The 26,136-nt window shown below is 68.2% G+C and carries 25 protein-coding genes; 20 read left to right on the top strand and 5 right to left on the bottom strand.

All coding sequences use genetic code 11. The features are described 5' to 3' along the window. Positions 1 to 52: 52 nt before the first annotated feature. Positions 53 to 940 carry a nucleoside hydrolase gene (locus AB0E69_RS13135; protein WP_360143624.1) on the bottom strand — a complete coding sequence of 296 codons (888 nt, stop codon included), beginning with the start codon at positions 938 to 940 and terminating at the stop codon, positions 53 to 55. A gap of 94 nt (positions 941 to 1,034) precedes the next feature. Here AB0E69_RS13135 and AB0E69_RS13130 point away from each other — a divergent pair, with 94 nt between their 5' ends. Continuing rightward, positions 1,035 to 2,459 carry an FGGY family carbohydrate kinase gene (locus AB0E69_RS13130; RefSeq protein ID WP_360143621.1) on the top strand — a complete coding sequence of 475 codons (1,425 nt, stop codon included), beginning with the start codon at positions 1,035 to 1,037 and terminating at the stop codon, positions 2,457 to 2,459. Here the strand turns inward: AB0E69_RS13130 and AB0E69_RS13125 are convergent. Then, a complete protein-coding gene (locus AB0E69_RS13125) occupies positions 2,446 to 3,297 on the bottom strand; it encodes a hypothetical protein (RefSeq protein WP_360143618.1) in 852 nt (283 codons plus the stop codon). The two genes, AB0E69_RS13130 and AB0E69_RS13125, sit on opposite strands and share 14 nt — an antisense overlap. 238 nt (positions 3,298 to 3,535) lie before the next feature. Here AB0E69_RS13125 and AB0E69_RS13120 point away from each other — a divergent pair, with 238 nt between their 5' ends. From AB0E69_RS13120 to AB0E69_RS13095, 6 genes are all read left to right on the top strand, one after another. After that, positions 3,536 to 4,264 (top strand): cupin domain-containing protein, encoded by a 729-nt coding sequence (locus AB0E69_RS13120; protein WP_360143615.1) that lies wholly within the window; start codon positions 3,536 to 3,538, stop codon positions 4,262 to 4,264. Between the two features lie 11 nt (positions 4,265 to 4,275). Then, a complete protein-coding gene (locus tag AB0E69_RS13115; RefSeq protein ID WP_360143612.1) occupies positions 4,276 to 5,436 on the top strand; it encodes a Gfo/Idh/MocA family oxidoreductase in 1,161 nt (386 codons plus the stop codon). Further along, positions 5,436 to 6,584 carry a dihydrodipicolinate synthase family protein gene (locus AB0E69_RS13110; protein WP_360143609.1) on the top strand — a complete coding sequence of 383 codons (1,149 nt, stop codon included), beginning with the start codon at positions 5,436 to 5,438 and terminating at the stop codon, positions 6,582 to 6,584. The genes AB0E69_RS13115 and AB0E69_RS13110 overlap by 1 nt, the downstream gene beginning before the upstream one ends. Further along, positions 6,581 to 7,396: a sugar phosphate isomerase/epimerase family protein gene (locus AB0E69_RS13105; RefSeq protein WP_360143606.1), complete on the top strand. Its 816-nt coding sequence runs from the start codon at positions 6,581 to 6,583 to the stop codon at positions 7,394 to 7,396. Before AB0E69_RS13110 ends, AB0E69_RS13105 begins: the two co-directional genes overlap by 4 nt. A gap of 16 nt (positions 7,397 to 7,412) precedes the next feature. Then, the gene (locus AB0E69_RS13100; protein WP_360143603.1) at positions 7,413 to 8,168 is read left to right on the top strand and encodes a sugar phosphate isomerase/epimerase; all 756 of its coding nucleotides are present in this window, start codon (positions 7,413 to 7,415) and stop codon (positions 8,166 to 8,168) included. A gap of 125 nt (positions 8,169 to 8,293) precedes the next feature. After that, positions 8,294 to 9,730: a diguanylate cyclase gene (locus tag AB0E69_RS13095; protein WP_360143600.1), complete on the top strand. Its 1,437-nt coding sequence runs from the start codon at positions 8,294 to 8,296 to the stop codon at positions 9,728 to 9,730. A 3-nt stretch (positions 9,731 to 9,733) separates the two neighbouring features. Here AB0E69_RS13095 and AB0E69_RS13090 read toward each other — a convergent pair whose 3' ends face one another. Continuing rightward, complete coding sequence (locus AB0E69_RS13090) at positions 9,734 to 12,739, bottom strand: ATP-binding protein (protein ID WP_360143597.1); 3,006 nt, start codon at positions 12,737 to 12,739, stop codon at positions 9,734 to 9,736. Between the two features lie 92 nt (positions 12,740 to 12,831). On the opposite strand from AB0E69_RS13090, the gene AB0E69_RS13085 reads away from it, so the two are divergent. Both AB0E69_RS13085 and AB0E69_RS13080 read left to right on the top strand, forming a co-directional pair. Next, positions 12,832 to 13,539, top strand: a complete 708-nt coding sequence (locus tag AB0E69_RS13085) for a phosphotransferase (protein ID WP_360143594.1) — start codon at positions 12,832 to 12,834, stop codon at positions 13,537 to 13,539. After that, on the top strand, positions 13,527 to 14,612 hold the full coding sequence (locus AB0E69_RS13080) for a hypothetical protein (protein ID WP_360143591.1): 1,086 nt from the start codon (positions 13,527 to 13,529) through the stop codon (positions 14,610 to 14,612). The genes AB0E69_RS13085 and AB0E69_RS13080 overlap by 13 nt, the downstream gene beginning before the upstream one ends. Here AB0E69_RS13080 and AB0E69_RS13075 read toward each other — a convergent pair. Both AB0E69_RS13075 and AB0E69_RS13070 read right to left on the bottom strand, forming a co-directional pair. Continuing rightward, a complete protein-coding gene (locus AB0E69_RS13075) occupies positions 14,593 to 15,075 on the bottom strand; it encodes a GNAT family N-acetyltransferase (protein WP_360143588.1) in 483 nt (160 codons plus the stop codon). The genes AB0E69_RS13080 and AB0E69_RS13075 overlap by 20 nt on opposite strands. A gap of 41 nt (positions 15,076 to 15,116) precedes the next feature. Continuing rightward, entirely contained in the window at positions 15,117 to 15,878 is a 762-nt protein-coding gene (locus AB0E69_RS13070; protein ID WP_360143585.1) for an SDR family oxidoreductase, read from the bottom strand. An 86-nt stretch (positions 15,879 to 15,964) separates the two neighbouring features. Here AB0E69_RS13070 and AB0E69_RS13065 point away from each other — a divergent pair, with 86 nt between their 5' ends. The 11 genes from AB0E69_RS13065 to AB0E69_RS13015 all read left to right on the top strand — a co-directional run bounded on the left by AB0E69_RS13065 (position 15,965) and on the right by AB0E69_RS13015 (position 26,132). Next, positions 15,965 to 16,816: a helix-turn-helix transcriptional regulator gene (locus tag AB0E69_RS13065; RefSeq protein ID WP_360143582.1), complete on the top strand. Its 852-nt coding sequence runs from the start codon at positions 15,965 to 15,967 to the stop codon at positions 16,814 to 16,816. 88 nt (positions 16,817 to 16,904) lie between these two features. Next, on the top strand, positions 16,905 to 17,780 hold the full coding sequence (locus AB0E69_RS13060; protein ID WP_360143579.1) for an aldo/keto reductase: 876 nt from the start codon (positions 16,905 to 16,907) through the stop codon (positions 17,778 to 17,780). A gap of 349 nt (positions 17,781 to 18,129) precedes the next feature. Further along, positions 18,130 to 19,365, top strand: a complete 1,236-nt coding sequence (locus tag AB0E69_RS13055; protein ID WP_360143576.1) for a M48 family metalloprotease — start codon at positions 18,130 to 18,132, stop codon at positions 19,363 to 19,365. A gap of 7 nt (positions 19,366 to 19,372) precedes the next feature. Continuing rightward, positions 19,373 to 20,758 (top strand): type IV secretory system conjugative DNA transfer family protein, encoded by a 1,386-nt coding sequence (locus tag AB0E69_RS13050; protein ID WP_360143573.1) that lies wholly within the window; start codon positions 19,373 to 19,375, stop codon positions 20,756 to 20,758. Next, positions 20,755 to 21,132: a hypothetical protein gene (locus tag AB0E69_RS13045; protein ID WP_360143570.1), complete on the top strand. Its 378-nt coding sequence runs from the start codon at positions 20,755 to 20,757 to the stop codon at positions 21,130 to 21,132. The genes AB0E69_RS13050 and AB0E69_RS13045 overlap by 4 nt, the downstream gene beginning before the upstream one ends. After that, positions 21,129 to 21,614, top strand: coding sequence for a hypothetical protein (locus tag AB0E69_RS13040; RefSeq protein WP_360143567.1), 486 nt, complete (start codon positions 21,129 to 21,131; stop codon positions 21,612 to 21,614). The genes AB0E69_RS13045 and AB0E69_RS13040 overlap by 4 nt, the downstream gene beginning before the upstream one ends. Further along, on the top strand, positions 21,611 to 23,527 hold the full coding sequence (locus tag AB0E69_RS13035) for a hypothetical protein (RefSeq protein ID WP_360143564.1): 1,917 nt from the start codon (positions 21,611 to 21,613) through the stop codon (positions 23,525 to 23,527). Before AB0E69_RS13040 ends, AB0E69_RS13035 begins: the two co-directional genes overlap by 4 nt. A 2-nt stretch (positions 23,528 to 23,529) precedes the next feature. Next, positions 23,530 to 23,949 carry a hypothetical protein gene (locus tag AB0E69_RS13030; RefSeq protein ID WP_360143561.1) on the top strand — a complete coding sequence of 140 codons (420 nt, stop codon included), beginning with the start codon at positions 23,530 to 23,532 and terminating at the stop codon, positions 23,947 to 23,949. A 26-nt stretch (positions 23,950 to 23,975) separates the two neighbouring features. Continuing rightward, positions 23,976 to 24,947: a hypothetical protein gene (locus tag AB0E69_RS13025; RefSeq protein ID WP_360143558.1), complete on the top strand. Its 972-nt coding sequence runs from the start codon at positions 23,976 to 23,978 to the stop codon at positions 24,945 to 24,947. Next, on the top strand, positions 24,944 to 25,624 hold the full coding sequence (locus AB0E69_RS13020) for a hypothetical protein (RefSeq protein ID WP_360143555.1): 681 nt from the start codon (positions 24,944 to 24,946) through the stop codon (positions 25,622 to 25,624). Before AB0E69_RS13025 ends, AB0E69_RS13020 begins: the two co-directional genes overlap by 4 nt. 13 nt (positions 25,625 to 25,637) lie before the next feature. Beyond that, positions 25,638 to 26,132 carry a hypothetical protein gene (locus AB0E69_RS13015; protein ID WP_360143552.1) on the top strand — a complete coding sequence of 165 codons (495 nt, stop codon included), beginning with the start codon at positions 25,638 to 25,640 and terminating at the stop codon, positions 26,130 to 26,132. Positions 26,133 to 26,136 lie beyond the last annotated feature (4 nt).

The following is a 26,136-nucleotide window of genomic DNA, read 5'->3' as shown; positions in this document are numbered from 1 at the left end:
CCGGCGCCGAGCGCGGCGGCGGAGGTGAAACCGAGGAATCCTCTGCGGGTGATCATGAAGTGCTCCTTTGCCGGCCGAAGCGGCGGATCTTGGCGAACATGTCCTCGAGCAGGAACCGGACGTCGACCTGCTCGCAGACGTGGATCGGGTTGTCGGTGCCGGGCAGGTACCAGCCGTCGACACCGAAGCGCGGCGCCGGACGGACCCGGAAGTTGCCGCTGTGCGGGTAGAGCATCAGCGAGATCGCCGGGGAGTCGCCGAGGGAGCGGGACTCGATCGGCTCGCCGTGGTACGTCGCGTTCCACGCGACCAGCTGGTCGATCAGGTACCGGCCGAGCGGGCCGGCGTCGCCGATCTTCTCCTCGAGCTCGGCGTAGCTGACCGAGACCTTGGTGTAGACGTCGCTCGGGACCTGCCACACCGTCAGGCCGGAGCCGAAGACGACGTTGGCGGCGTGGATGTCGTTCGAAAGGTTGAACTCCAGCCGGTGGTCGGCCGCGTAGCCGTTGTACCCGCGGCCGCCGATCCAGATCACGATCACGTCCCGGTGCACGATGTCCGGGTCCAGCAGGATCGCCGACGCCATGTCGGTGATCGGGCCGAGGAAGGAGACGAACAGCGGGTCGTCCTTCGAGGCCAGCTTCGACTCCTGGATGATCAACTGCGCGCCGGGCGAGTCCAGCGGGGTCTGCTCGTCCGGGATGCCGGTCGGGGCGCCGTTCGCGACGGTCACCTGGCCGGTTTGGCCGAGAAGGTTGAGCAGCAGGTCGATCTCCTCCCGCGACTCCTCCATGCTGCGGTCGGAGCGGTGGGTGCCGAAGTGCGCGGGGATCAGGCCGCGTACGTCGAAGGTCGGCGACAGCAGCCCGTGCACGATCGCGAACTGGTCGTCGGCCTCGTTCTTGGCGTCGGTGTCGATGATCACCCTGCGTCTACTCACTGGCTATCCTCTTGAATAGATATTCAGTAGTGCATAACCTGTCGCCCTGAGTGTCACCACGGAGCTAGAGTCACGTCAAGGGTTCAGTTGAAAGTTGGAGGGCGACGCGATGCTCGTACTGGCGATCGACCAGGGCACGACGAACTCCAAAGCAGCCCTGGTCCGAGCCGACGGAACCGTCATCGCCACCGGCTCCGCACCGGTCGGAATCTCCACCCCGCGCCCAGGTTGGGTCGAGCAGGACGCCGAGGCCCTCTGGGAAAGCGTGCTACAGGCAATCACCAACTGCCTCGCAGCAACGCCCGCGGCCGGCGCCACCTCCACCGGCTCCGTCGGCTCCGCGCCGGACATCGTCGGCGTCGCACTGTCCACCCAACGCGAATCCGTCGTCGGTTGGAACCACATCGGGAGAGCCATCGGACCGGTCCTCGGCTGGCAGGACATTCGTACAGCTGATTGGTGCACCCAACTACCCGCCTCCGTCGACGATTTGGTCCGCCAACGAACCGGCTTGCGGGTGGATCCAATGTTCTCGGCTCCCAAGATGCATTGGCTCGGGGCCGACCGCGTTGGCACCGTCGACTCCTGGCTCATCCACCGCCTGACTGGTTGCCAAGAGCACCTGACCGACGCCGGCAACGCCTCCCGCACCCTGCTGTACGACGTACGAAAGCTCGAATGGTCCGCGGAACTCCTGGAAGCCTTCGAGATCCCCCGGACCGCACTACCCGAGGTGCGACCCTCCAACGCCGGGTTCGGGGTGACCAAAGGCGTACCGGGTCTGCGGGACGGGATCCCGATCGTCGCCACGCTCGCCGACTCGCACGCAGCGCTCTACGGCCAGGGCTGCACCCGCCCCGGCATGGTGAAGGCGACGTACGGCACCGGCTCCTCGGTGATGACCCCGGTCGACGGCTTCCTGGAGTCCGGCTGCACCCTCGCCTGGCTGACCGACAGGCCGGTCTACGCGATCGAGGGCAACATCGTCTCGTCCGGCGCCGCGCTCGCCTGGACCGCGGACCTGCTCGGCCTGCCGAATGTCGGCGCGTTGACCGAACTCGCCGCGACCGTCCCGTCCGCGGACGGCGTCGTACTCGTCCCCGCCTTCGCCGGCCTCGGCGCCCCGCACTGGAATCGCGACGCTCGCGCCACGCTCACCGGCATGTCCACGTCCACCACCCGCGCCCACATCGCCCGCGCCGCCGTCGACGCGGTGGCGCACCAGATCTGCGACATCACCGACACGATCCCCGGCGAGCTGACCACGCTCCGCGCGGACGGCGGCGCCACCGTCTCCGACCTGCTCATGCAGACTCAGGCCGACCTCCTCGACCGTACCGTCGAGGCGGCCAGGGTCGCCGAGATCTCCGCTCTCGGTGCGGCCGAGCTCGCCTGGACCACGCTCGGCGAGACCACGGATTGGGCTGCGCGGCGGGCGTTCCGCCGGTTCGAGCCCGATCCGGGCGCGGCGCGCGAGTCCCGCCGTACCGAATGGGCCGCGGCGGTCAGGCGAGCCTGATACGGAAGATGGCCACGCGAGCGTTGTGGTCGTCGACGTTCATCGGTACGACGCTGGTGCCGAGCAGGTCGAGCTGGACCGAACCGTCACCGGGCAGCCAGTCGATGCGGTCGATACCGGTCGAAACCACCTTGCCCTCGTTGGGCTGTCCGGTCGCCTGGTCGTAGGTGGGGTTGTTGGTGTCGGCGGTCCAGATGACCAAGTGCCCCTTGTCGTGGTGCGCCATCACGCGCTCGCGGTGCGTCTTCTTGTGCAGGTCCCACTCGTCGCGCAGGCTCGGGTCGTTGTCACCGTTGTAGGCGCCGTGCAGGTAGTGCGTGTTGATCAGCACGAACTTGAGCCCCGGCACCTGCCCGTGCTCGACCACGACCTCGTTGATCCACCGCGGCGGTGAAACGTTCGCAATCCCACCGTGCACGAAGGTCTTCTGCGAGTTGATCACGTGCCACGGCGTCGGCACCGAGATCGGCACCCGGTAACTGCTCGCGTCGGCGAGAAACGCATTGTCGTACGCCTCCCCGAACGCCTGGGAAATCATCGCCGGCTCCCCGGTGTCCCCCTCGCTGATCTCCTGCCACCCCACAAACGGCCGATTCCCCGGATCCCCCGCCCGCACGGCTTGGATGGCCCCCTGCCGAGCCCCGAGGTTCTTCCGCCCGATATTCGCGGTGATCACCGGCAGCCGGACCCACGCACCAGCCTGCGCCTCCGCGCTTCGCTGTGCAGCTGTCGCCGCCGACGCCGATCCGGCCCCGACGACCGTTCCCGCCGCACCGGCCCCGGCCAGCAGGCCTCCACCCAGGAGCAGCGCCTGCCGTCGACTGATCCTCTGCGTCACTGCTGCCTCCACGAGAACATGGCCGGTGCGGCCGGGCGGGTGTCCTGTCGATCGCTTACGACGTACCCCACCGCATCCGGGTTCCTGCCGTGTGACCAGCAGATGACCGCCAGGTGTGACTGGGGGTAGTTGGCCGGGTGTGGTCGGAGATCGCTTTCCATTGCTGGTTGACTGGGGGTGACAGCCCCCTTATCGTTGCGGTCACGAGCGTTGGAAAGCCCTTTCCAAGGGAGGTTGGATGGCGGCGACGGAGGCTGGACCGGCAGCACCGCTGCCGGGCGGGATCGGCATCTCGAAACTGACCGTGTACGACGCCGCGGCCCCGGACGGCCTGGTCGGTGGCTCGCCGCACGTCCACCTCGCCTGCTCCGAGGGGTACTACGTGACCGCCGGCACCGGCTCCGTCCAGACCCTCACCCCGAAGGCCTATACCGAGACCCCGCTGCGGCCCGGCACGGTGGTCTGGTTCGACCCCGGCACGATCCACCGCGCGGTCAACGGCGGCGGCCTGCAGATCCTCGCCCTGATGTCGAACTCCGGTCTCCCCGAGGCCGGCGACGCCGTCATGACGTTCCCACCCGAGCACCTGACCGACCGCGCGACGTACCTCGACGCCTCCGCCCTCACCGGCGATGACGTGACGGCGGCAGCGCTCGCCCGGCGCGACCTCGCGCTCGAGGGGTACGCCGTACTCCGCGACCGCTACGAGGCCGAAGGCCCGTCCGCCCTCGACGACTTCTACGCCGCCGCAGTCGGGATCGTGCGGCCGCAGATCGCGGCCTGGCGTGCGCGCTGGGAACAGGGTGCCCGTCGGCTGGCCGACGAGACCGGTGCCGCCCTTGACGCCCTCGAGGCAGGTACGGCGCCTCACCTGGCGACGGCTGAGCTGCACGAAATCCCCGCCCCGATCGAGACCGGCCGGCACGGTATGTGCGGCCGCCTCGACATCTACGAACGACCAGCGTGAGAGGCAAGAACGTGAACGAGCGACGCATCGGCATCGTGATGAACGGCGTCACCGGCCGGATGGGGCTGCGCCAGCACCTGGAGCGGTCCATCGTGGCGATCCGCGAGCAGGGTGGCGTGCAGGCCGCGGACGGCACGATGATCATCCCGGACCCCATCCTGGTCGGCCGGAACGAGCTCAAGCTGCGCCGGATTGCCGAGGAGTACGGCCTGACCCGCTGGACCACCGACCTGGCCGGCGCGCTCGCCGAGCCGGACGTGGAGATCTACTTCGACTCGCAGCTCACCCAGTTGCGGGAGAAGGGCGTCCGCGCCGCGGTCGAGGCGGGCAAGGCGATCTACTGCGAGAAGCCGATCGCCGAGGACCTCGAGTCCGCGGTCGACCTCGCCCGGCTGGTGCTCGACTCCGGGCTGAAGAACGGCGTCGTGATGGACAAGCTGTCGCTCCCCGGTCTGCGCAAGCTGAAGCGGCTTGTCGACGGCGGGTTCTTCGGGCGGATCCTCTCGGTCCGCGGCGACTTCGGGTACTGGGTGTTCGAGGGCGACTGGCAGGAAGCGCAGCGCCCGTCGTGGAACTACAAGGCCGAGGAGGGCGGCGGCATCATCCTCGACATGTTCTGCCACTGGCGGTACGTGCTCGACCAGATCTTCGGCGCGGTCAAGTCGGTGTACTGCCAGGGTGCGACGCACATCCCGACCCGGGTCGACGAGCAGGGCAACCCGTACGCCGCCACCGCCGACGACGCGGCGTACGGCGTGTTCGAACTCGAGGGCGGGATCGTCGCCCAGCTGAACTCGTCGTGGGCGACCCGGGTCTTCCGGGACGAGCTGGTCGAGTTCCACGTCGACGGGACCGAGGGTTCGGCTGTTGCCGGGTTGCGGAACTGCCGCGTGCAGCATCGCTCGGTCACTCCCAAGCCGGTGTGGAATCCCGACATCCCCGTCACGGAGAAGTTCCGCGACCAGTGGGCGACGGTCCCCGACAACGAAACCTTCGACAACGGTTTCAAGGTCCAGTGGGAGATGTTCCTCCACCACGTGGTCGACAACGCCCCCTTCAGCTGGGACTTCACCGAGGCCGCCAAGGGCGTGCAGCTGGCGGAACTCGGCCTGAAATCCTGGCACGAAGGCCGCAAGCTCGAAGTCCCCGACCTGGACCTGAAGGCGAAGTGATGGAGCTCCGTCTTCCTGCTCAGGGGCGGCTTGAAACCTACCAATTGGTGGGGGAACCGGTTGCTCATGGCACCTACTCGCCGGCGGCAGCTCGGGTGGCCTTTGCGGCGGCTCATGTGGTGGCGGATCCGTTGGGAGACAACTCGCCGGGGGCCTCGGCTGTCATCGATTGGGAGCACACGCTTGCGTTCCGGCACCACCTCTGGTCGCTCGGGTTGTCGGTGGCTGAGGCCATGGATACGGCTCAGCGCGGGATGGGGCTGGACTGGGCGGCTACCCAGGAGTTGATTCTGCGGTCGGCCGCCGAGGCGCCTGACGGGCGGATCGCGGTGGGTGCGGGGACGGATCAGCTTGCTGCCGGCAATCACTCACTGGAGGCCGTCGTCGAGGCCTACGAAGAGCAGTTCGCGGTAGCGGAAGCCGCCGGCGCCCAGCCGATCATGATGGCCAGTCGCGCGCTCTGTGCCGCCGCGCAGTCCCCCGACGACTACCGCAAGGTCTACGACCGCATCCTCACCCAGTCCACCCGGCCGGTCATCCTGCACTGGCTCGGCCCCATGTTCGACCCTGCCCTGGAAGGCTACTGGGGCAGCGACTCGTTCGACTCTGCCGTCGCATTTGTCGTCGCCCTGATCAACGACCACGTGGACAAGGTCGACGGTATCAAGATCTCGTTGCTCGACGCATCCAAAGAAATTGCTCTCCGCAACCAACTCCCGGACGGCGTCCGGCTCTACACGGGTGACGACTTCAACTACCCCGAGCTGATTCTCGGCGACGGCAGCGAGCACAGCGACGCACTCCTCGGGATCTTCGCGGCGATCGCCCCGGCCGCAGCCGCCGCACTGAAGGCCCTGGACGAGGGCGACACCGCCGAGTACGAGCGCGTGTTCGCGCCGACCGTCCCGCTGGCCCGGCAGATCTTCTCGGCGCCGACCTACTACTACAAGACCGGGATCGCCTTCCTGGCTTGGCTCAACGGCCATCAGCCCGGCTTCACCATGGTTGGCGGCCTGCAAACCGGCCGCGCCCTGCCTCACCTCGCTGAAACGTTCCGACTGGCCGACCAAGCCGGCGTACTCACCGACCCCGCGCTCGCCGTCGACCGCTTCCGCCAGCTGCTTCGCGTGAGCGGGGTCGACGCATGAATCGTTACAGCCTGAACCAGGCGACCACGAAGTACTGGCCGCTCGAGGACGTCGTGGCGGCCAGCGCCGACGCCGAGCTCGAGTGGATCGGCCTCTGGCGCGAGCCGATCCAGGAGTACGGCGTCGATCAGACCGCCAAACTGGTTGCCGATGCCGGCCTCAAGGTCTCCTCCCTCTGCCGCAGCGGCTTCTTCACCGCGACCGACCCAACCGAACGCCAGGCCAGGCTCGACGACAACCGCCGAGCGATCGACGACGCCGCAACCATCGGTACGTCGGTTCTGATCCTCGTCAGCGGCGGCCTGCCACCCGGTTCACGCGACCTCGACGGCGCCCGCGCCATGGTCCGCGACGGCCTCGCCGAGCTCGCGCCGTACGCCTCCGAAAGAGGTGTGAAGCTGGCGGTCGAGGCCCTCCACCCCATGTTCTGCTCGGACCGTTGCGTGGTCTCGTCGCTCGGCGGCGCGCTCGACCTCGCCGAGCAGTTCCCGGCCGACCAGGTCGGGGTGGTCGTCGACGCCTACCACCTGTGGTGGGACGCCGACGTCTACCAGCAGATCGAGCGCGCCGGCGAGCGGATCCTCTCCTACCAGGTGAGCGACTGGGTCGTCCCGCTCCCCGCGGACACCCTGCTCGGCCGCGGCATGATGGGCGACGGTTCGATCGAGCTGCGCCGGCTGCGAGCGGCCTGTGACGCGGCCGGGTACGACGGACCCGTCGAGGTCGAGATCTTCAACCAGAAGCTGTGGGACGCGCCGGGTCAGGAGGTCTTCGACCTGGCGCTGGCGCGGTACCAGGAACACGTCATCTAAAAGGAGCTGTGTCTGTATGACTGACCGGACCATTCCCGCCGACGGCATCGGCATGCACCTCTACACCATGCGCGAGGTGTTGGCCGAGGACTACCCCGGGACGCTGCGGCGGCTCGCCGGGATCGGGTACCGCACGGTGGGGGTGAGCGGGCGGTTCGACCACAGTGCCGAGGAGATCCGCGGCTTCGCCGACGACGCCGGCCTGAAGATCGTGCTCGAGCACGTCGGGTACGCGCGGATGAGCGACAACTGGGCCGGCGCGCTGGCCGACGTACGGACGCTCGGCGCACAGTGGGCCGTCGTACCGTCGATCCCTTCCGAGCAGCACTCGTTGGAAGGTTTCAAGGCCGCAGCGGCCGCGTTCACCGAGGCCGGCAAGGCCGCGCGGGACGCCGGGCTGAAGCTGCTGTTCCACAACCACGGCCGCGACTTCGACAGCATCGACGGCCAGGTGCTCTACGACATCCTGCTGGACGTCGACCCGGAGTTGCTCGGCTTCGAGCTGGACCTGTACTGGGCGGTGGACGGCGGCCACGACCCGGCGAAGCTGTTCCAGGACCACCCGGGCCGGTTCCCGGCGCTGCACGTCAAGGACATGGCCGAGGACGGCTCGTGGGAGGACGTCGGCGCGGGCAAGCTCGACTTCGGCGCGATGTTCCGGCACGCCGAGTCGGGCGGCGTGGAGCAGTACCTGGTCGAGCACGACAAGCCGGCCGACGCGTGGAAGTCGGCCGAGCGCAGCTACCAGGGACTGACCGAGCTCCGCTACTGAGGCGGCTCTGAGCCGGTTCTGAGCCGGTACCGGGCCGGCTTTGGGAACTGTGAGAACGAGCGCTTAACCGGGTCAATTCTGTTCGCAACCGCTCACCCCGGGTGAGATCGACCTATTCTCGACACGTGCCCAACGAGCCAACGGTCCGTTTGACCGCCGTCCGACGCCTGTACGAGGTCAGTGCGCGGATGGGGGCGGGGCGCAGCCTGGCCGAGACGCTGCAGGCCGTCGTCGACGGTGTCGTCGACGGCCTCGGGTTCGGCATCGCGGTGCTGAACCTGCGGCTCCCGGACGGCAAGTTCGAGGTGTTCGCGGTGGCCGGCTCGCCCGAGGCACGCGAGGCGCTGCTCGGCACGGTCAGCGCGGCGGACATCTTCGACGCAGAGTTCGCGATCGCCGACGCCTGGGGCAAGCTCCGGTTCGTGCCGCACGAGCGGCTGCCGGAGGGAGACGTGGTCGGCTGGGTGCCCGACGTACCGATCTCTGATGCTCCCGAGGCGTGGCATCCGCTGGACGCGTTGTTCGCGCCGCTGTACTCGTCGGACGGCGAGCTCGTGGGGATGCTCGCGGTCGACCTGCCCGAGGACCAGCGGCGGCCGGGGCCGATCCACCGGGAGCTGCTGGAGATCTTCGCGACCCAGGCCGGGTTGGCGATCGACAAGGCCCGGCTGACCGACCAGTTGGTGGCCGAGAAGACCCGGCTGGAGGCCAGCGAGGCGACGTTCCGGCTGGTCTTCGAGCGCGCCGGCAACGGGATGGCCACGATCGCCTTCGACGGGCCGGACCGCGGCCGGATCGTCCGGGTCAACGACGCCTTCTGCCGGATCACGGGGTACGACGCCGACCAGCTGCTCGGCGCGCGACTCGTCAGCTTCCTGCGCGACGAGGAGTCCGACCAGACTCGGCGGGAGCTCGAAGAGGTTGCTGCCGGCAACAACGCGTACCGGTTCGAGCGGGTGTTCACCCAGCCGAACGGGAACGAGATCTGGCTCGACGGTACGGCGGCCGTGGTCGAGCAGGGGCCCGGTCAGCCGCGGCTGCTGCTGATCCAGATTGACGACGCTACCGCGCGGAAGGACGCCGAGCGCGAGCTGCAGCACCACGCGGCGCACGACGAGCTGACCGGTCTGCCGAACCGGCGGCTGCTGCAGCACCGGTTCGCCTCAGTGCTGGAGCGGACGCGGGCGTCCGGCCGAACCGGCGCGCTCCTGTTCTGCGACCTGAATCATTTCAAGCTGGTCAACGACGGCTACGGCCACGAGGCCGGCGACCGCGCGCTGCGCGAGATCGCGAACCGCCTGGACGCGGCCGTCCGCCACGGCGACACCGTGGCCCGCCTCGGCGGCGACGAGTTCGCCGTACTCGCCGAGGACATCGCCGACGACGCCCTCAAGACCCTCATCTCCCGCCTCGAAGCCGCCGTCAGCCGCCCCCTCCCCAACATCACCGTCCAGGTCACCGCCAGCATCGGCACCGTCCCGATCACCCCCGCCTCCACGTCCCTGGACGCCCTCCTGCACGCAGCAGACCAGGCCATGTACGCGGTGAAGCACCGGCGGTGAGGGTCAATCGGCACCGGTACGGACAAAGATTCCGAGCTTCTCGGCTTCTTCTACCGAGAAGGCCAGGAACGCACGCCACGCCTCGTTGACATTCTCTGCCGGATCGAAATGAGGACTCTTCAGCAAGTCCAGGAGTAGATCGGCAGCCACCTGGCGGTCGGCGTCCGCGATGGACACCACGAGTTCGAGCAGCTTGAGTTTCTGCTGCGCCGGTGCCGGCAACTCATCGCGGACGCGGTCGGCGATCTGGCAGACCCGCCGCAAGGCTTCGATAGCACCACGATCCTGGGACCCCAGCCACCCGCAGCCACAGGCAAGTCCGACGTTCTGCATCACGAACCCCGCCCACGAGACGGCCGGCGGCCGGTCGTCGAGGCTCAGCCCCACCTTGTCGGTCTCCTCCAACAGACCGCTCCAGTTGCCTTGCATGGCCAGAGCTTCCATCAAGAACCTCCGCAGCTCGTGGCGGAGCTCGATCGGGACGTGGTCGACCTCGAGAGCTTGGCGACAGACCTTCTCCGCGGCCACCACCTCGTCCGCGGCAAGGAGGGAGTTTGCTGCCCGGAGCGCGTGGAAGGCCTGCGTCGGCGCGGCGGTCGGTACTGCGGCCAGTACTGCATCGAACGCCGCACGCAGACCACCTGCTCGTTGGACGACGGACTCTTCGAAAGCGATCGCATCGAGACCGAGGCAGGCACAGACCGTCATCGCGGCCGCGTGCCACTCTCCGGCCTCGGGATCGTCCTGAGCAGCTGCCTCGCGGAGGATCTGATGCACCGCGGCCAGGGCATCCTCGAGCAGCCGGAAGTACTCGTCGGCTTCCCCGGCGGACGGTCGGCTCGCCAAACCGTTGAGGGCAAGTTGCAGCGAAGCCTGCTCACGCACGAAGTTGTTGGGCTGCGGATCCCTGGCGAGCATGCTCATTTCCGCGCGCAGCAACGCCGCGGCGCGCGCACGGTCCGCCTTCTCCAGGTGCACCTTCGCCAGATTCCCCAAGAGCAGCGCGGACCAGTTGTCGGCCACGTCCAGCTCGAGCAGATAGTTCGCCAGCACGTTGGCGTGCACCTCGATGACCGCAAGGCGCCCGTACTCACCCCGGTCGATGGCGCCGGTGAGCCAACGCTCGAGATGGAACGAAAGCCGGCGGAGCGAGGTGTGCTTCGCCGGACTCTCCACTATCCGGGAGCGGACGATGTCTTGGAGCACCCGGTTGGTCGATACGCACACCGTCGCGAAGGGCAGGTCTGGTTTCGACGGCGGTAGTGGGCGATCGAGGCGGACCAGAGAAGCAGTCGAGAGCAACCGCAGCAGCTCCGGCACCGGAACGTCATCGCCGTGCGGGATGACCGGGCTGAGTTCGGACGAAGGGATCGACTCCGGCTCGAGATGAGCCGCGGCGAGTAGCAAACTCAGCGGGACTCGGGTCTCTGCCAGGAAGGCAAGCGGAAGCAGAGCACCGAGGGCAACACTCGACAGGTCCTCAGCAGCAGCCGTGCGCACACTGCGGATGGCGAGGTCGAAGGCTGCTACCAAGGTCCGCGGATAGCCTGCCGGAACCGAGACGGCATCGTCGAGGGAGCGAATCTTCAGTTCTTCCAGGTACCAGGAAACCTCGCTGGGGCCGATCGAACAGCTGTTGATGTAACCGGCCGCAAGTTCCAGAGCCAAGGGCCAGCTGCCCAACTCGGTCGCCAGCCTGCCGAGGGCCTGGTTCCACTCTGCTGCCTCGCCGACGTCCAGGCGGACCCTCAGCAGATCTGTCGCCTGATCATCGGTCATCGCCTCGACCCGGACCGCGCTGATCGATTTCCAGGGAACTCCGCTGTTGATCGACGTGGCCAGTACGTCGCCGTTCCCGAGCTGAGGTGTCCATCGGTGGATGAGCTCGGGCCCTCCCACGTTGTCGACGACCAGGAGCCAGCGCCCGATCCGGGTCGTCAACGTACGTCTGACCAGTTCGGGCAGCTCTGCGTTCGACGTCTCAGCCAATTGACCAGTGTCGAGGCCGAGAGACGAACCGACCGTCCGGAACGTGTTGGCCATGGTCGCTTCATCTGTCGCGTCCAGCCAGATGACAAGGTCGTAGTCGTTGAGGTGCTCGCCTGCGTAGCCCGCGGCGAGACTGGACTTTCCGATACCCGACAATCCGAGCAACACGCAGCGCTGCACCCGGTCGCCGGGTGGCAGATCGGGACGCAGCGCTTGTTCGACCTCGGACAACACATCCGGCCTCGCCACGTCTGGAAGCGAAGCCATCGGCCCCGCAACCACACTCCAGTCCCGGTGCAGCATCAGCTGCTGAAGCGTCTGGTTGTCCAGCGCGAGTGCCCTGACGAACTCGTCCGCCGTCCAGTTCGCTGCAGCTGGATCGGCGGCCCTCCTGTGCACCTCGGACAGGAGGTAGCCGAGGAGGACGCCGGAGGAGTGGTCGCCTGCCCCCAGCGAGCGCCGGGCCCGGGCGAGCTGAACGCTGCGCTGCACTTGCTGACGAACCTCGCCCGGGGCGCGGGTATCGATGACGATCTCGGCTTGCAGGAGCGCATGCAGGTCGGCGGCCGAGAGCTCGGCGACGTCGGACTTGCGGCTGGGCGCGTTCTTGAACAGATCGAGCAGGGCCTGCTTGGCGGTTTCGGGACTGCCAGATCCGAGGATGCTTCGAAGCTGCACGAGCGTGTCCGACGGACGGCAGTTCACGAGCAACTGGTACTTGTCGGCGGTCACCCGCCTGACCAGGCTCGTCAGCACCTCCCAGGCGTCGGTCGCCGGGTAGGGGTTCCGATGATTCCTCGTCTTCACCTGGGCAGCGAGCAGAATGCGTCCCTCAGCGGTGACCAGGTCGAAGTCGACGGCGTCGGACTCCTCTTCCCACGGCGGGGCGCCCTCGATCCGGCAGGCGTGGAAGTTCGGGGTCGACGGCGGGTCGAGCATCGCTTCAATCGTGCGCAGGTACTGGTACTCGAACCCTCGCGCTGCCGTGCGTCCCCCGTCGAGCCGCTCACTACCTGCCACCCCAGTCTCCTTCTCCCTGCGGACGGCAAGCCTATGTTCGGCCACAGACAATTCCCGTGCGGGTGCGTGTCTGACGCTCGTAGGCTGCCCGCGTGGACGAGAAGCTGCTGGGCGGGTTTATCAACGGCGTGGTGCGGCGGGAGGATGAGGTACGGCGTACTGCTGGTGAGCGGGCCGGGTTCGTCCATGAGCTGTTGGGTGTGTTGGTCGACTGGCCGGGATCGCCGACGTACCTGGGGTTGGATGAGGACGGGCGGGAGCGGTTGAGTTTCATCGACGGCTACGTGCCGTGGGATCGGCCCTGGAAGGCCGCGATCACTACACCTGAGGCGCTTCGGTCGGTTGGGCGGTTGGTTCGCGAGTTCCATGACCTGACTGCCGGCACCGCTCTGGCCGGCGACGAGGAGGTCGTTTGCCACAACGACCTCTCGCCCAAGAACACTGTTTACACACCAGACGGCACCAGGGCCATCGCCTTCATCGACTGGGACATTGCTGCGCCTGGACCGCGGATCCACGACATCGCCTTTATCTGCTGGCAGTACGCGACTGACACATCGCATTGGCAGGCCTTGCTGAGCGGCTACGGCTCGACTGACCTGACGGCCCTCGTCCCTACCGTTCTCTGGTGGCAAACGAGGGCTGCCGACGGCATCGAAGCGCGCGCGGCCGACGGAGATACGACCATGCAGCACCTCGTCGACCTCGACGTCCCTGCCGACATCCGCCGCTCTCGCGCCTGGGTGGAAGTACACGCCGACGAACTGCAACGTCTCCTGGGGGGAAGATGCGCACGCTGATGACCGGCCCGGCCTGGGTGGCCTACGGGCAGATCTACGTGGAGAGCACGCTCGACGACAGCTCCAGTCTCGAGGACTGTTTCGCGGGTCAACAGAACGGCCTGTGCGGGGCGGCGGTCCCCGGGAAGTTGTTCCTGATCACCGGGCTGCACACCGGTCACGTCGGCTTCACCGTCGAGCTGTACGACGAGCAGCCGCCGCTCGACGACACCTGGGAGGAGATCGTCGAGGCGTCGTACCACCCGCTCGGCAACGCCGCACTGGTCACCTGGGCCAGCGACGGAGGCTTCTGGGAGCTTGACCTCGACCCCTTCGACTACCGGCTCAGGTACTGCGCTCAGGGTATGGACGCCGGCCACCAGGGCGCCCCACCGATGGACGACCAGCCACTGATCGACCACTACCTCCTGCAGCTCTGGCCGGCACCACCAGCGCCAGACCAGGTGCTCAAGCAGACGAGCGCCCAGGCGGCGTACTGGCACCGCTCCGTCCGCGAGATGCCACCGCAGCCGTCCCCGGCCGAGCGCGCAGCCGCCGAGCAGGAGCGGCAGCGGCTCAACGCCCTCGCCCAAGAGGCTGCGCGAAAGGAAGCACTCCTGCAGACCTGGGGTGGCCGGCTGCCGAGTGAGCGTGTTCTGGCCACCTGGCACACGCAGGAGCTCGCACAGCTCGACCGAGACCTGGTGGACGAGCTAGACGCCGCCGACGCCGACCTGCTGTACACGGTCGCCCGCTGGTCGGCCCGCCGAGCCTGCGCCGCCGCAGGCCTCGACCAAACGCCGTGGGTCGCCGCGGCTCTGGACCTGATGGACCGCGGTGGCGACTACGTTGCTGTCATCAATCCGCCGGCCGGCCTGCGACCCGGGGGCAGCTTCGTCACCAGCACCGACTGGGATCCTGAGCTGAGTCCCACGCTCCAAGCCATGCAGGTCCTCAACTCGACCTACTGGAACGACCCGCTGCACGCGGCAACAGCCACCCTGTGGTTGGCAATCGGCGCTGCAGGCAACGACTCGGTGGTGATCGCCGAGCTCCGCCTGGCCTTTCCACAGCTCACGAACCGAGCTTTGTGAGCGCGTCGTCGGTCAGTCGGTACACGGTCCACTCGTCCTGCGGACGCGCGCCCAGCGACTTGTAGAAGTCGATCGCGGAGGTGTTCCAGTCGAGGACTGACCATTCGAGGCGTTCGTAGTTATTGGCGACGCATTCCTGCGCCAGTGTGGTCAGCAGTGCCTTGCCCAGACCGGTGCCGCGGGCGGTGGGGCTGACGAAGAGGTCCTCCAGGTAGATGCCGTGGACGCCGCGCCAGGTGGAGAAGCTGAGGAACCAGATCGCGCAGCCGACGATCTCGCCCTCGTGCTCCGCCACGTGGCAGAAGACCGCGGGCGCCGGGCCGAACAACGCGGTCGAGAGTTGCTCGGTGGTCAGCCGGCACTCGTCCCGGGCGCGTTCGTACTCGGCCAGGCCCTCCACCAGGCTCACGATGGCGGGGACGTCCTCCGGGCGGGCGCGGCGTACGCGTTCGTCGGTCTGCATGGGGACATCTTGCCCGCCAACCGACCTACTAGGTGCCCGGATCACGCGGCCAAGCCGCCGTCGACCTGCAGCACAGTGCCGGTCACGTACGACGACCGGTCGCTCAGCAGCCAGGCGGCAGCCTCGGCCACTTCTGCGGGTCGCGCCGCCCGCCGGAGCGGGGTCTGTCCGGTGATGAAGTCGATGATGCCCGGCGTGGCAGCGTCCCAGTCATGCAGCATCTCGGTCAGCGTCGCACCGGGAGCGATCGCGTTCACCCGGATGCCCTCCGGACCGTACGTCTTCGCGGCCGACTCGGTGAGACTGTTCCCGGCCCGCTTCAACGCGCCGTACGCCGGGAGCGCCGGGTTGCCGCGGAGGCTGCCGACGCTGGAGGTGTTCACGATGCTGCCCTGTCCGGGCCCGGTGCGGATCGCGGCGACCTCGGCGGCCATCGCGACCCACAGCCCCCGCAGGTTCACCGCGTACAGCTGGTCGAGCGACTCGGTCGTGAGCTCCTCTATCGAACCGGGCGGCTGGCCCGTGGCGCCGTTGTTGAAGGCGCCGTCCAGCCGTCCGTACTCCGCTACCGTCGCGGCGACCGCGCTGCGGACCGCCTCCGGGTCGGCGAGGTCGCAGCCGACGTACGCCGCCGTACCGCCGGCGGTCTCGATCTCCTTCGTGACGTCTGCGAGCTGAGCCTCGGTCCGCGCGGCGAGCATCACCTGCGCACCTTCCGCGGCGAACAGCCGTGCGGCGGCGGCGCCGATGCCGCGCCCGGCGCCGGTGACGAGGATGACTTTCCCGGTGAGCAATGTGTTCATGTGCTCCACCCTGTGGACCGGCTAGCGGCCTAACCAGACACCAGGTGTACCTGGATACCGTCCGGCGGAGGGGCAGACTGGAGGACATGGACAAGGCAGAGCTGGCGGCGTTCCTCCGCAGCCGGCGGGAGCGCATCACTCCTGCGCAGGCCGGCCTGCCGGCCGGGCGCCGCCGCCGTACGCCGGGCCTCCGCCGGGAGGAGGTCGCGCAGCTCGGCTACATCTCGACCGAGTACTACACCCGCCTCGAACAGGCGCGAGCGCCGCATCCGTCGAGCGAAGTCCTCGCCGGAATCGCCCGGGCGCTGCGGCTGTCGGATGCCGAGCGCAACTACCTGCACCAGCTCGCCGAGGTGCCGCTCGCTCCGCCCGGCCCGTCGCGGGTCGTTCGGCAGAGCATCCTCGACCTGATCGACCGCCTGCCGACGACGGTCGCGATGGTGCTGTCGGCGACGTACGAGGTCATCGCGTGGAACCCGCTCGCAGCGGCGCTGCTGGAGGACTTCTCGCAGCGCTCCCGGCAGGACCGGAACCTGTTGCGGCGCGTGTTCCTGGGGCCGCGCAGCGCCGACGGCAAGGTCTTCGGAGCGTCCGGGGACAAGGAGTTCGCCGTCCATGCCACCAACTACCTGCGCGCGACCGCCGCGCGGTACCCGGACGACCCCGAGGTGCGGGAGCTGATCGGCGACCTGCTGGCCGGGAGTCCGCGGTTCGCCGAGTTGTGGGCGGCGCACGACGTCGCCGCCGAACCCACGTTGTGCAAGACGTTCGACCACCCGCTGGTCGGGTCGATCACGGTGAACTGCGACGCGCTCGCGATCCCGGACCGCGACCAGCAACTGATCCTCTACACCGCGACCCCGGGCTCTCCGTCGGAGGAGGCGCTGCGCCTGCTCGCGGTCATCGGCACCCAGGAGCTCAGCCCAGCGGCGGAGTGAGCAGCCCTGCGCATTCAGTCCTCGGACTGCTGAGTCTGTGCGGATATTCCTGTTGGAATAGTTGACGATCGCGCGGGAACTTGGACGCATGGCAACTGACACGAAGACCACTCGCCGGATCGGTAACGTCGAGGTGTCCGCGATCGGGCTCGGCGGGATGCCGATGTCGATCGAGGGACGACCCGACGAGGCGCGCTCGATCGCCACGATCCACGCCGCGCTCGACGCCGGGATCACGCTCATCGACACCGCCGACGCGTACCACCTGACCGCGACCGACGTCGGGCACAACGAATCGCTGATCGCCACGGCGCTGTCGTCGTACGGCGGCGACACCTCGCAGGTCCTGGTCGCCACCAAGGGCGGCCACCTGCGGCCGGGCGACGGCAGCTGGACCGTGGACGGGTCACCGGCATACCTGAAGCAGGCCGTGGAGGGTTCGCTGAAGCGGCTCGGGGTCGAGGCGATCGGGCTGTACCAGTTCCACCGGCCGGACCCGAAGACGCCGTACGCCGACTCGGTCGGCGCGATCCGGGACCTGCTGGACGCCGGGAAGATCCGGATGGCCGGCATCTCGAACGCGAACCCGGACCAGATCCGGGAGGCGCAGGAGATCCTCGGCGGCCGGCTGGTGTCGGTGCAGAACCAGTTCTCACCCGCCTTCCGGTCCAGCGAGCCCGAGCTCGAGCTGTGCGACTCGTTGGGGATCGCCTTCCTGCCGTGGTCGCCGCTCGGCGGCATCTCCAACTCCGAGGCGCTCGGCGATCGGCACCCGGTTTTCCACAGCCTCGCCACCGAGCTGGGCGTCTCGCCGCAGCGCCTGACGCTGGCGTGGATGCTGGCGAAGTCGCCGTACGTCATCCCGATCCCGGGCTCGAGCCGTCCGGAGACGATCCGCGACTCGTACGCCGCGGTCGAGCTCAGCCTCACCCCGGAGCAGGTGGCCACGCTCGACGCGGCCTGACGCTGGCCTGACCGCGGCCCAATTGCAACAAGTGGCAACTTGTCCACAGATTGCTTGACGACGCTCCGCGTCACCCGCTGCGACCGATAGGTTTGTTTGTAGTGCCACTCCGTGACCGCGGGGTGGCACTCAGCAGGCAATGAGGCGGCCGACTCGGGAGGCGTGTGTGGGGATCTGTGTTCGCTGTGGCAATCAGCGCGATCCAGCGGGGCAAACCTGCCCGCATTGCGGGCTGACCAGTGGGGCTGCCACCCCATCGGTCGCCCACGCACCATCGGTCGCGACTGCGCCGCCGGTAGCCGCTGCGCCTCCTGTCGCCGCTACGTTTCATGAGCAGGCGGGGCCGCCGGTGGCGTGGCAGCCGGCGTCGACCGCTGGTGCCGGACTCCAGGCACCGCCGGAGTCGACCAGGGCCAAGCTCGGCAGGCTGTTCGCCCGGCCGCCCGGGTATCACAGCTTCTTCTCCTGGGTGATCACCGGCATGCTGCGCAACCCACGTGGCCTGATCGGCGCGCTGATCGCCAGCTGGTTCAACCTGCCCGTCGCGATCATGCTCGGCGGAATCGGCATGGTCTCCGGCGGCGCGCTCGGGTACGTCGGCGGTGCGCTCGGCGGCAACCACACCGCGACTTCCTGGGTCCGCGACCTGCCGATCCTGGACACCCTGTTCGGCAGCGCCTTCCTGCAGGGCGGCGGCATCCTGGGTCTGCTGCTGGGGGCCGTGCTGGGCGCAATCGGTGGCTTCGTCGCCGGGTTGGTGCTGCCCTGGCTCGTGATGGGTGCGGTGAGCCCGGCGGACGGGATCGGTCGCTTCTTCGCCCAGCTCGTCGTCGCGTTCCTCTGCGGCTTCCTCTACACGGTCTACTCCATCGCCACCGAACACTGGTGGATCCGGATCGTCGACGGTGGCCGGCGGCCGTCGCGCCGCGAGCGCGAACTGATCGGACCGATCCTGGCGGACTGCGCGCAGCGGATGGGCCTGACCTCGCTGCCCACGCTGGTGATGGTCGACGACCGTGTCGCCAACGCAGCGGCGTACAGCCGGCACATCATCATCAACCGCGGCTTCCTGGACATGTTCGAGTACGAGGCGGAGCCGCTGGCCGGAGTGATCTGCCACGAGCTGACGCACTGGCGCAACGCGGACTCCGTCTCCAGCTACTTCATCCGCGGCGTCGCCTTGCAGCTCTACATCGCCTACAACGTCTGCACGTTCCTGCTGCGCTGGACGCGGGGGATCCTGACCTTCCTCGTCTGGTTCATCACCTGGCCGATCCTGTTCGCGATCCGGTACTTCGTGATGCCGCTGCAGATGGCAGGCGTCCAGGCCGCGGAGTACCAGGCCGACCAGGGCGCGGTGTTCGCGGGCCAGCGGGACGGGATCCGCAAGGTGCTCGCGAAGCTCCGGGAGAGCTTCGACGGCGCCCGGAACGGATGGGACATGTCGATCCTGACCTCGCACCCGCCGAACGAGCTCCGGCTCGAGATGATCGAGGAGCCCGGCGGCCAGTACCCGTTGCCGGACGCCGACCGGCCGGACGTGCCAACGCCGGTGATCATCACCAGCTCGCTGGTGCGGGACTGATCGCCGGATGAGCGAGGCATGGCCGCAGATCCCGCCGTTCGGTGTCGAGCCGCGCCGGCAGGTCTTCCTCGGCTGGGACGCACGCGGCGGCTACAAACGCTGCTGGAGCGCGCCGGAGGACTCGGTCGGCATCGTCGGCCCACCGCGGTACGGGAAGACCTCCGGGCTGATCGTGCCGTCGGTGCTGTGGTGGGAGGGCCCGCTCGTCTGTACGTCGACGCGCGGCGACATCCTCGCGTTCACGGGCGATCGCCGACGCGCGCTGGCTGCGCCGTACGGCGGATCCGTCAAGGTCTACGACCCGTTCGGCAGCGAGTATCCCGAGCTGTCGATGAAGTGGTCACCGTTGGCGGACTGTGAGGATCCGTCGGTCTGCTATCGGCGGGTGTCCGCGATGACCGCGGTCGCCGGTCAAGGGGTGCAGGACGGGGATCACTGGCGAGGCGGTGCGGCGGCGATTCTGCGCGCGTACTTCCATGCCGCAGCGCTCGAGGGTCTACCGGTCTCCGTCGTACGGCGTTGGCTCACGGCGCAGGAGACCCGCGATCCCACGGCGATCCTGCGGTTGTCGTCCAGCCCGGGCGCGATGTGGGCCGACGACCTGGACGCAGTCAAGCTGCTCGGTGATCGCGAGCGCGGCAGCTTCTACTCTGTCGCACGGAACACGCTCGAGGCGACGTCCGAGCCGACCGTGCTGGCGTCGTGCTCGTCCAACGAGCTGGACATCGACGAGTTCCTGGACAGCCGGTCGTCGCTGTTCATCATCGGACCGTCCCACCAACAGCAGGCGATCGCGCCGCTGATGGCTGGCTTGGTCGACAGCATCGCCCAGCGTGCTTCGGAGCTCGCCGCCAAGCGCGGCGGCCGGCTCGACCCGCCGCTCATGCTGGCGCTGGACGAGGTCGCCAACATCGCGCCACTGCAGAGCCTGCCGTCCCTGGTCAGCGAGGGCGGCGGTCGCGGCATCGTCACGCTGTGGGCCACGCAGAGCCTCGCGCAACTCCGCGACCGGTACGGCGTCGAGAAGCAGGCGGCAATCCTGGCCGCGACGACCGCCAAGCTGATCTTCGGCGGCATGTCGAACGGCGAAGACCTGCACAACATCTCCTCCTGGGCCGGCGAAGAACGCCAAACCATGACGAGCACTCAGCTCGGCCCGCAAGGCATCGCCTCCCCCGCCACTACCGGCGCGGTAGGAGTAGGCGCCGCGATCGCCAGCCAGGGCCACACCATCAGCAGCATGTTCCGCCCCGCCCTCCCGATCAACGCCATCCAGATGCTGCCCCCCTTCCACGCCTGGCTCTTCTGGCGCAGTGAACCCCCCTTCCAGGTAGAAGCCCGCCCCGCCGGCGCCATCCAAGAATTCACCCACCTCAAAGGCTTCACCCCATGACCTACGAGTACCTAGCAGAAATCTTCGAACCCGCCGGCGAGTCAGCCGAGGCCCTCCAGGCAGATCCCCAACGCTTCGCCAACTACTGGGTCCAGCACCTGAGCCCAGCCAAGGGCGACCTCCACGAGGAGACCCGGGTCTACCGCCTACTACCCAGTCCCGAGCACCTCGTCGAGCAAGTCTTCGGCCGCAACAACGAATGGATTCCCACGGAGACCATTAGAGACATCGAGGTCGGCGGCCCACACGACCTCCCCGACCTCGAACCCATCGACGCCGCGACCGCCGAACGCCTGATCCAGGAGACCCGAGGCATCTCCGGGGCCACTGACTTGAGCATCGAATTGACCCGCACGAAGGGATCTGACACATGAGCGACGACTACGAGTACCTCGCCAGGGTTTCCAAGGCCGGGAAGGAATCCGTGGACCGCCCGAGCGGTCTGTGGCGGCGGCGCGGCGACGAGCTCGAGTACTGGTCGATCGTCGACAGGTCGTGGCATCCGCGGGGTGACGTCTATGTCCCGCATCCGGATCTGCTGGTGCCGATCTCTGCCGAGCAGGCTCAGGTTCTGATGGGGGATCGTCAGCGGTTCGCCAGGTACTGGGTCGAGCGGCTGAGGCCGGTGCAGGGGGACCTGGGCGAAGACACCCTGGTGTACCGGCAACTCCTGAGTCCTGAGGGCGACGTCGACGAGGGCTTCGGCCGCGACAACACCTGGGTCGAAACCCAGACCATCAGAGACTTCCAGGCCGCCGGCCCGCACGACCACCCCGACCTCGAACCCATCGCCCACGAAACCGCCGAACGGCTGATCCAGGAGACCCGCGGAATCACCGGAGCCACCGAGCTGTGAGTCCTGGACTTTGGCGGGGCAAGGGACACGAGGATCAGCTGCGTCTCGATGCCAATGCGAACAAGGCGGTCGAGGACGCCCACCAACTCGCTGTCGATCGCCGCGCGCACCTCGACGAGGCACTGGAGGAGGCTCGGCGGGCGACCGCGCGGTACAACAGCAACCTCGAAGGCCTCGAGTACTCGCTGAAGAGTCTCAACTCGTTCCGGAGCAAGGTCGCCCGGCGCCAAGCCATGATCACCGCGCACGCGGCGGCGTACTCCACCAACGATCTCAACCGCTACACCGTGACGTTTCCGCGGGAGCAGTACACCGACGGTGTGCTCGCGTGCTACGAGAACCTGCGGGCGCAAGGTTTTGTGAAGGTCAAGGACCGGAACAGCTGGGACACGCCGGACTACCGCGGTATCAACTCGACCTGGGCGATCGTCGGGCCGGACGGACTCGCGACGCATCTGTTCGAGGTGCAGTTCCACACGCCGGAGAGTTTTGAGGTCAAGGACAAGCACAACCACTTGTTGTACGAGCTGGACCGTGCCGACAAGTCCGCGAACAGGGACCGCAAGCTCGCGATCCGCCACCTGCAGGCCGAGCGGTACGGCGACCTGGAGTCGCCTCCCGGGCATGAGCGGATCCGTACGCCGGAGCCCGCCGAAACCCTCGATCCGGTAAGCCAGGAGAGCATCGACCGAGTCCTGGAAGAAGAGGAAGAACTCCACCGCCAAAAAGCCGCCGAGACCCAAGCAGCCGCAAACCAAGAACCCGAACGCGAACCCGAAGACCCCGAAAACAAGCGCCCAGACCCCGACGCCGACGCGGACGCGGATGAGGACGCTGATGAGGAGGTCGCTGCGGACGCCGACGCTAACGCTCACGCCGAGGCGGATGCGGACGCCGACGCTAACGCTCACGCCGACGCGGACGCGGACGCCGACGCGGACGCGGACGCCGACGCCGACGCCGACCCTGACGCTGAGGCTGACGCTGATGCCGACGCTGATGCCGACGCCGACGCGGACGCTGAGGCTGAGGCGGACGCGGACGCTGAGGCTGAGGCCGACGCCGACGCGGACGCGGACGCTGAGGCTGAGGCCGACGCGGACGCTGAGGCTGACGCGGACGCTGAGGCTGACGCGGACGCTGAGGCTGACGCGGACGCTGAGGCTGACGCGGACGCTGAGGCTGACGCGGACGCTGAGGCTGGCGCGGACGCCGATGCCGACGCAGATGCGGATGCTGAGGCCGATGCGGATGCTGAGGCTGAGGCTGAGGCTGACGCTGAGGCTGACGCTGACGCGGACGCCGATGCCGACGCCGACGCCGACGCCGATGCTGAGGCCGATGCGGATGCCGACGCTGAGGCTGACGCGGATGCGGACGCGGATGCCGACGCCGATGCTGACGCCGACGCGGATGCGGACGCGGATGCGGACGCGGATGCGGATGCGGACGCGGATGCGGACGCGGATGCGGACGCCGACGCCGACGCCGACGCGGACGCCGACGCGGATGAGGAGATCGATGCTGATGCGGACGCGGACGTTGACGCTGACGCTGACGCTGAGGCCAACGCTGAGGCAGACGCAGACGCAGACCCGGACGCTGATGCGGATGCGGATGCGGACGCTGAGGCGGATGCCGACGCCGAGCCCGAGCCCGAGGCGGACGTCGATGCCGAGGCCGACTCGGATGTGGAGTCTGGGGCTGATGCTGAGGTTGGTGCTGAGGCCGACGCGGAGGGTGAGGCGGACGCGGAGGTTGAGGGTGGTGGGAGTTATGAGGAGCAGGCTGCTGTTGATGATGAGCGGGTGGCGGGGGCTATGGGGAGTGAAGAGGGTGGGGGTTATGAGGAGGCTGGAGGTTACGAGGGTGATTACGAGAGTTCGGCTGATGACGATCTGGGGAGGGAGTGAGGATGGCTGCGCCGCCGTGGGTTTGGGATGGGTTGGGTGAGGAGGTTCGGGGGCAGGCCTGGGACGGGTTGGCCGGGTGGGTGGAGTGGCTCGAGGAGGCTTATGCGCCTTGGGTTCTGCTGCCTGCCTGCTGGCCTGTGCACGAGGGGTTGCGGACCGAGCTGACGATGTTCTGGTACTGGCATCGGTGGGTCATGTCGTCCGCTGTGAATCCGATCGACGGTGTCCGCTGGCACAACGAGCTGCGACGCTCCGCGAGTGCCTGGAAGGAGCTGTCCACCTGCCGGCACGAGCCGCCTGTTGCCCACCACAACCAAATCCTGGCGGCCCGGAAAGCCAAGCGCGACGACTACCTCTCCCAGGTACGCGGTCCGGCAGTCCACGACGAAGTACGCAGTACCCCAGCAGCACCAACCGACTGAGTACACCGCCCCAAGGAGATCTGACGGTGCAGACCATGCAGCCCGCTCGACCTGCCAGTCCATTTGTCGAGCCGTGGAAGGCTTCGCCGCGGACGACCCTGATCACCGCGCTGGTGATCGGAGTGATCGTCGTCATCAGCGCCGCGAGTTTCGTGGTGCAACGGCTGTGGTTCACGCCGGACTCCGTCGTCAGCGGGTACTTCGCCGCGCTGGCCGATCGCGACGCGCAGCAGGCACAGACGTACGGCGGTGCCGACGTGCCGGCCGGATTGATCAGCTCGGACAAGTACGTCCCGCCGAGCAAGGTCACGATCGACAAGATCGACGGTAAGAGCGACGACCGGACCGCCAAGGTCAGCTTCCTCATCGGGGACAACAAGCTGAGCGGCGAGGTCAAACTACAGCGCAAGAGCGAGCTGACCTGGGGACTGTTCCGCGGATGGGAGCTCACCGGCGACCGGCCGGCGATCGACATCACCACCACGGCCCCCGTCGCCGTACAGGTCAACGGCCAGACGGTGAACGCCGAAGAGGGCGACGCGTCCCGGCACCTCGAGGTCTTCCCGGGCAGGTACGTCGTAGGCCTGGCGGACAACCCCCTGATCGAGAGCGACCCCGTCACCATCGACGCGGGTTTCGGTGACAGCACCGCCGAGCTGACCCCGCGAATCAAGGCGGACGCCAAGGCCGAGGTCGACGCGCAGGTCAAGGCGTACCTGAAGGGCTGCCTGACCGCCGCGACCAAGCCGGACAGCAAGTGCCCGTTCTCGATCAACTACGACGTCACCCGCCCGGCCTGGCGGATCGACAAGTACCCCGCGATGGAGCTCCGCCTCGCCGACGACGGCAACGTGGTCGCCGAGTCCACCACCGACGGCCAAGCGACGCTCACCGGCCTCGGGTACGGCGGTACTCCAGTCAACGAGCCGTCCTCGTTCACGCTGGCCGGCACGGTCACCGTCGAGCAGGGCGCGATCAAGTTCACGCCGCAATCATGAGCCGACCAGGGATCAGCTCCCGCAAGCTCGCGGGGCTCGCGTTCGCCGCCAACCTCGTCCTGTGCGGACTGATCGGCACCAGCCTGCTCCTGCTGCGCACTCCGGACGACCACGCCACCGCGGCCCCACCGAAGCCAACGAGCGCACCGACCACCCCCGCGCAGACCACACCACAGACACCGTCCACAACCCCCAGCGACTCCAAGCCCTCCAACACTCCGCCGAGCTCAACGCCTCCACAGCAGAACGCGTCCAAGGACGTGTCCGGCCCCGGCGGCATCACCACCAAGATCCCCGCCACCTGGCCGGCCAAGGTCCGCTCGACCGGAACGGACGCCCAGGCAACCAACCCGACCCAACCCACGAGCTTCCTCCGGTACGGCGGTTCGCCCGCTCCCGGCCAGCCGCTGATCGACCTCATGCGCACCACCGAGCGCAGCTTCAGCACGAAGTACCCCGGCTACCAACTCATCGGCCTCACGCCCGGCACCTGGCGTACGCACGAATCGGTCAGCTGGACGTTCGAATTCGACACCGCCGATGGCCGCAAGCACGTCGAGTCCGTGTACTGGCGGGCCGGCAGCACCGACTACGTCCTGTATGCCTCGTCCCTGCTCACGAACTGGCCGGCCATGAAGGCCATCTACACAACCGCCTACAACAGCACCAACCCCTGAGGACGTGACCCCCATGGACCCGGAAGTCGACCGCCTGTACCGGGAGCTGCAGGCACGCCCGGACGACAATGAGCTCCGCACCCGCCTGGCCTGGGCCATCCGGCGGATGACCGAGGCCTCGCTCGCCGTCACGACCAGCCAGGTCCGGCTGATCGCGAGCGATCGCCAACGTCAGCTCGCGCGCCAGGCGATCGCGCAGATCGTCGAGCTCGCGCCGTGGGACAGCGAGCTCCACGCCTTCACGACCGGCCTGTCCGCCGAGGTCGAGCAGGCTGATCGCTGGGTCTGGCAGAACCGTCCGGCGGCGCTCGCCCTGGCGATCTGCGTCGTACTCACCGGCCTCGGCCTGGCGGTGACCGGCGGCCTCACCGGCGACGTCACACTGCTCGTAACTGCAGCGGTCATCAGCAGCGCCGCGCTGGCCGGCATCGTGCTCGCCTTCCGCCGGCAGAGCTGGCAGGTCACCGCCCGCTCAGCCCAATCCGTGATCGAGTACTCCGGCATCTAGCAAC

The sequence above is a fragment of the Kribbella sp. NPDC026611 genome (assembly GCF_040638345.1).
GTDB lineage: Bacteria > Actinomycetota > Actinomycetes > Propionibacteriales > Kribbellaceae > Kribbella.
The sequence above is the reverse complement of the archived record's forward strand: the minus strand, read 5'-3'. Positions and strand labels throughout refer to the sequence as shown.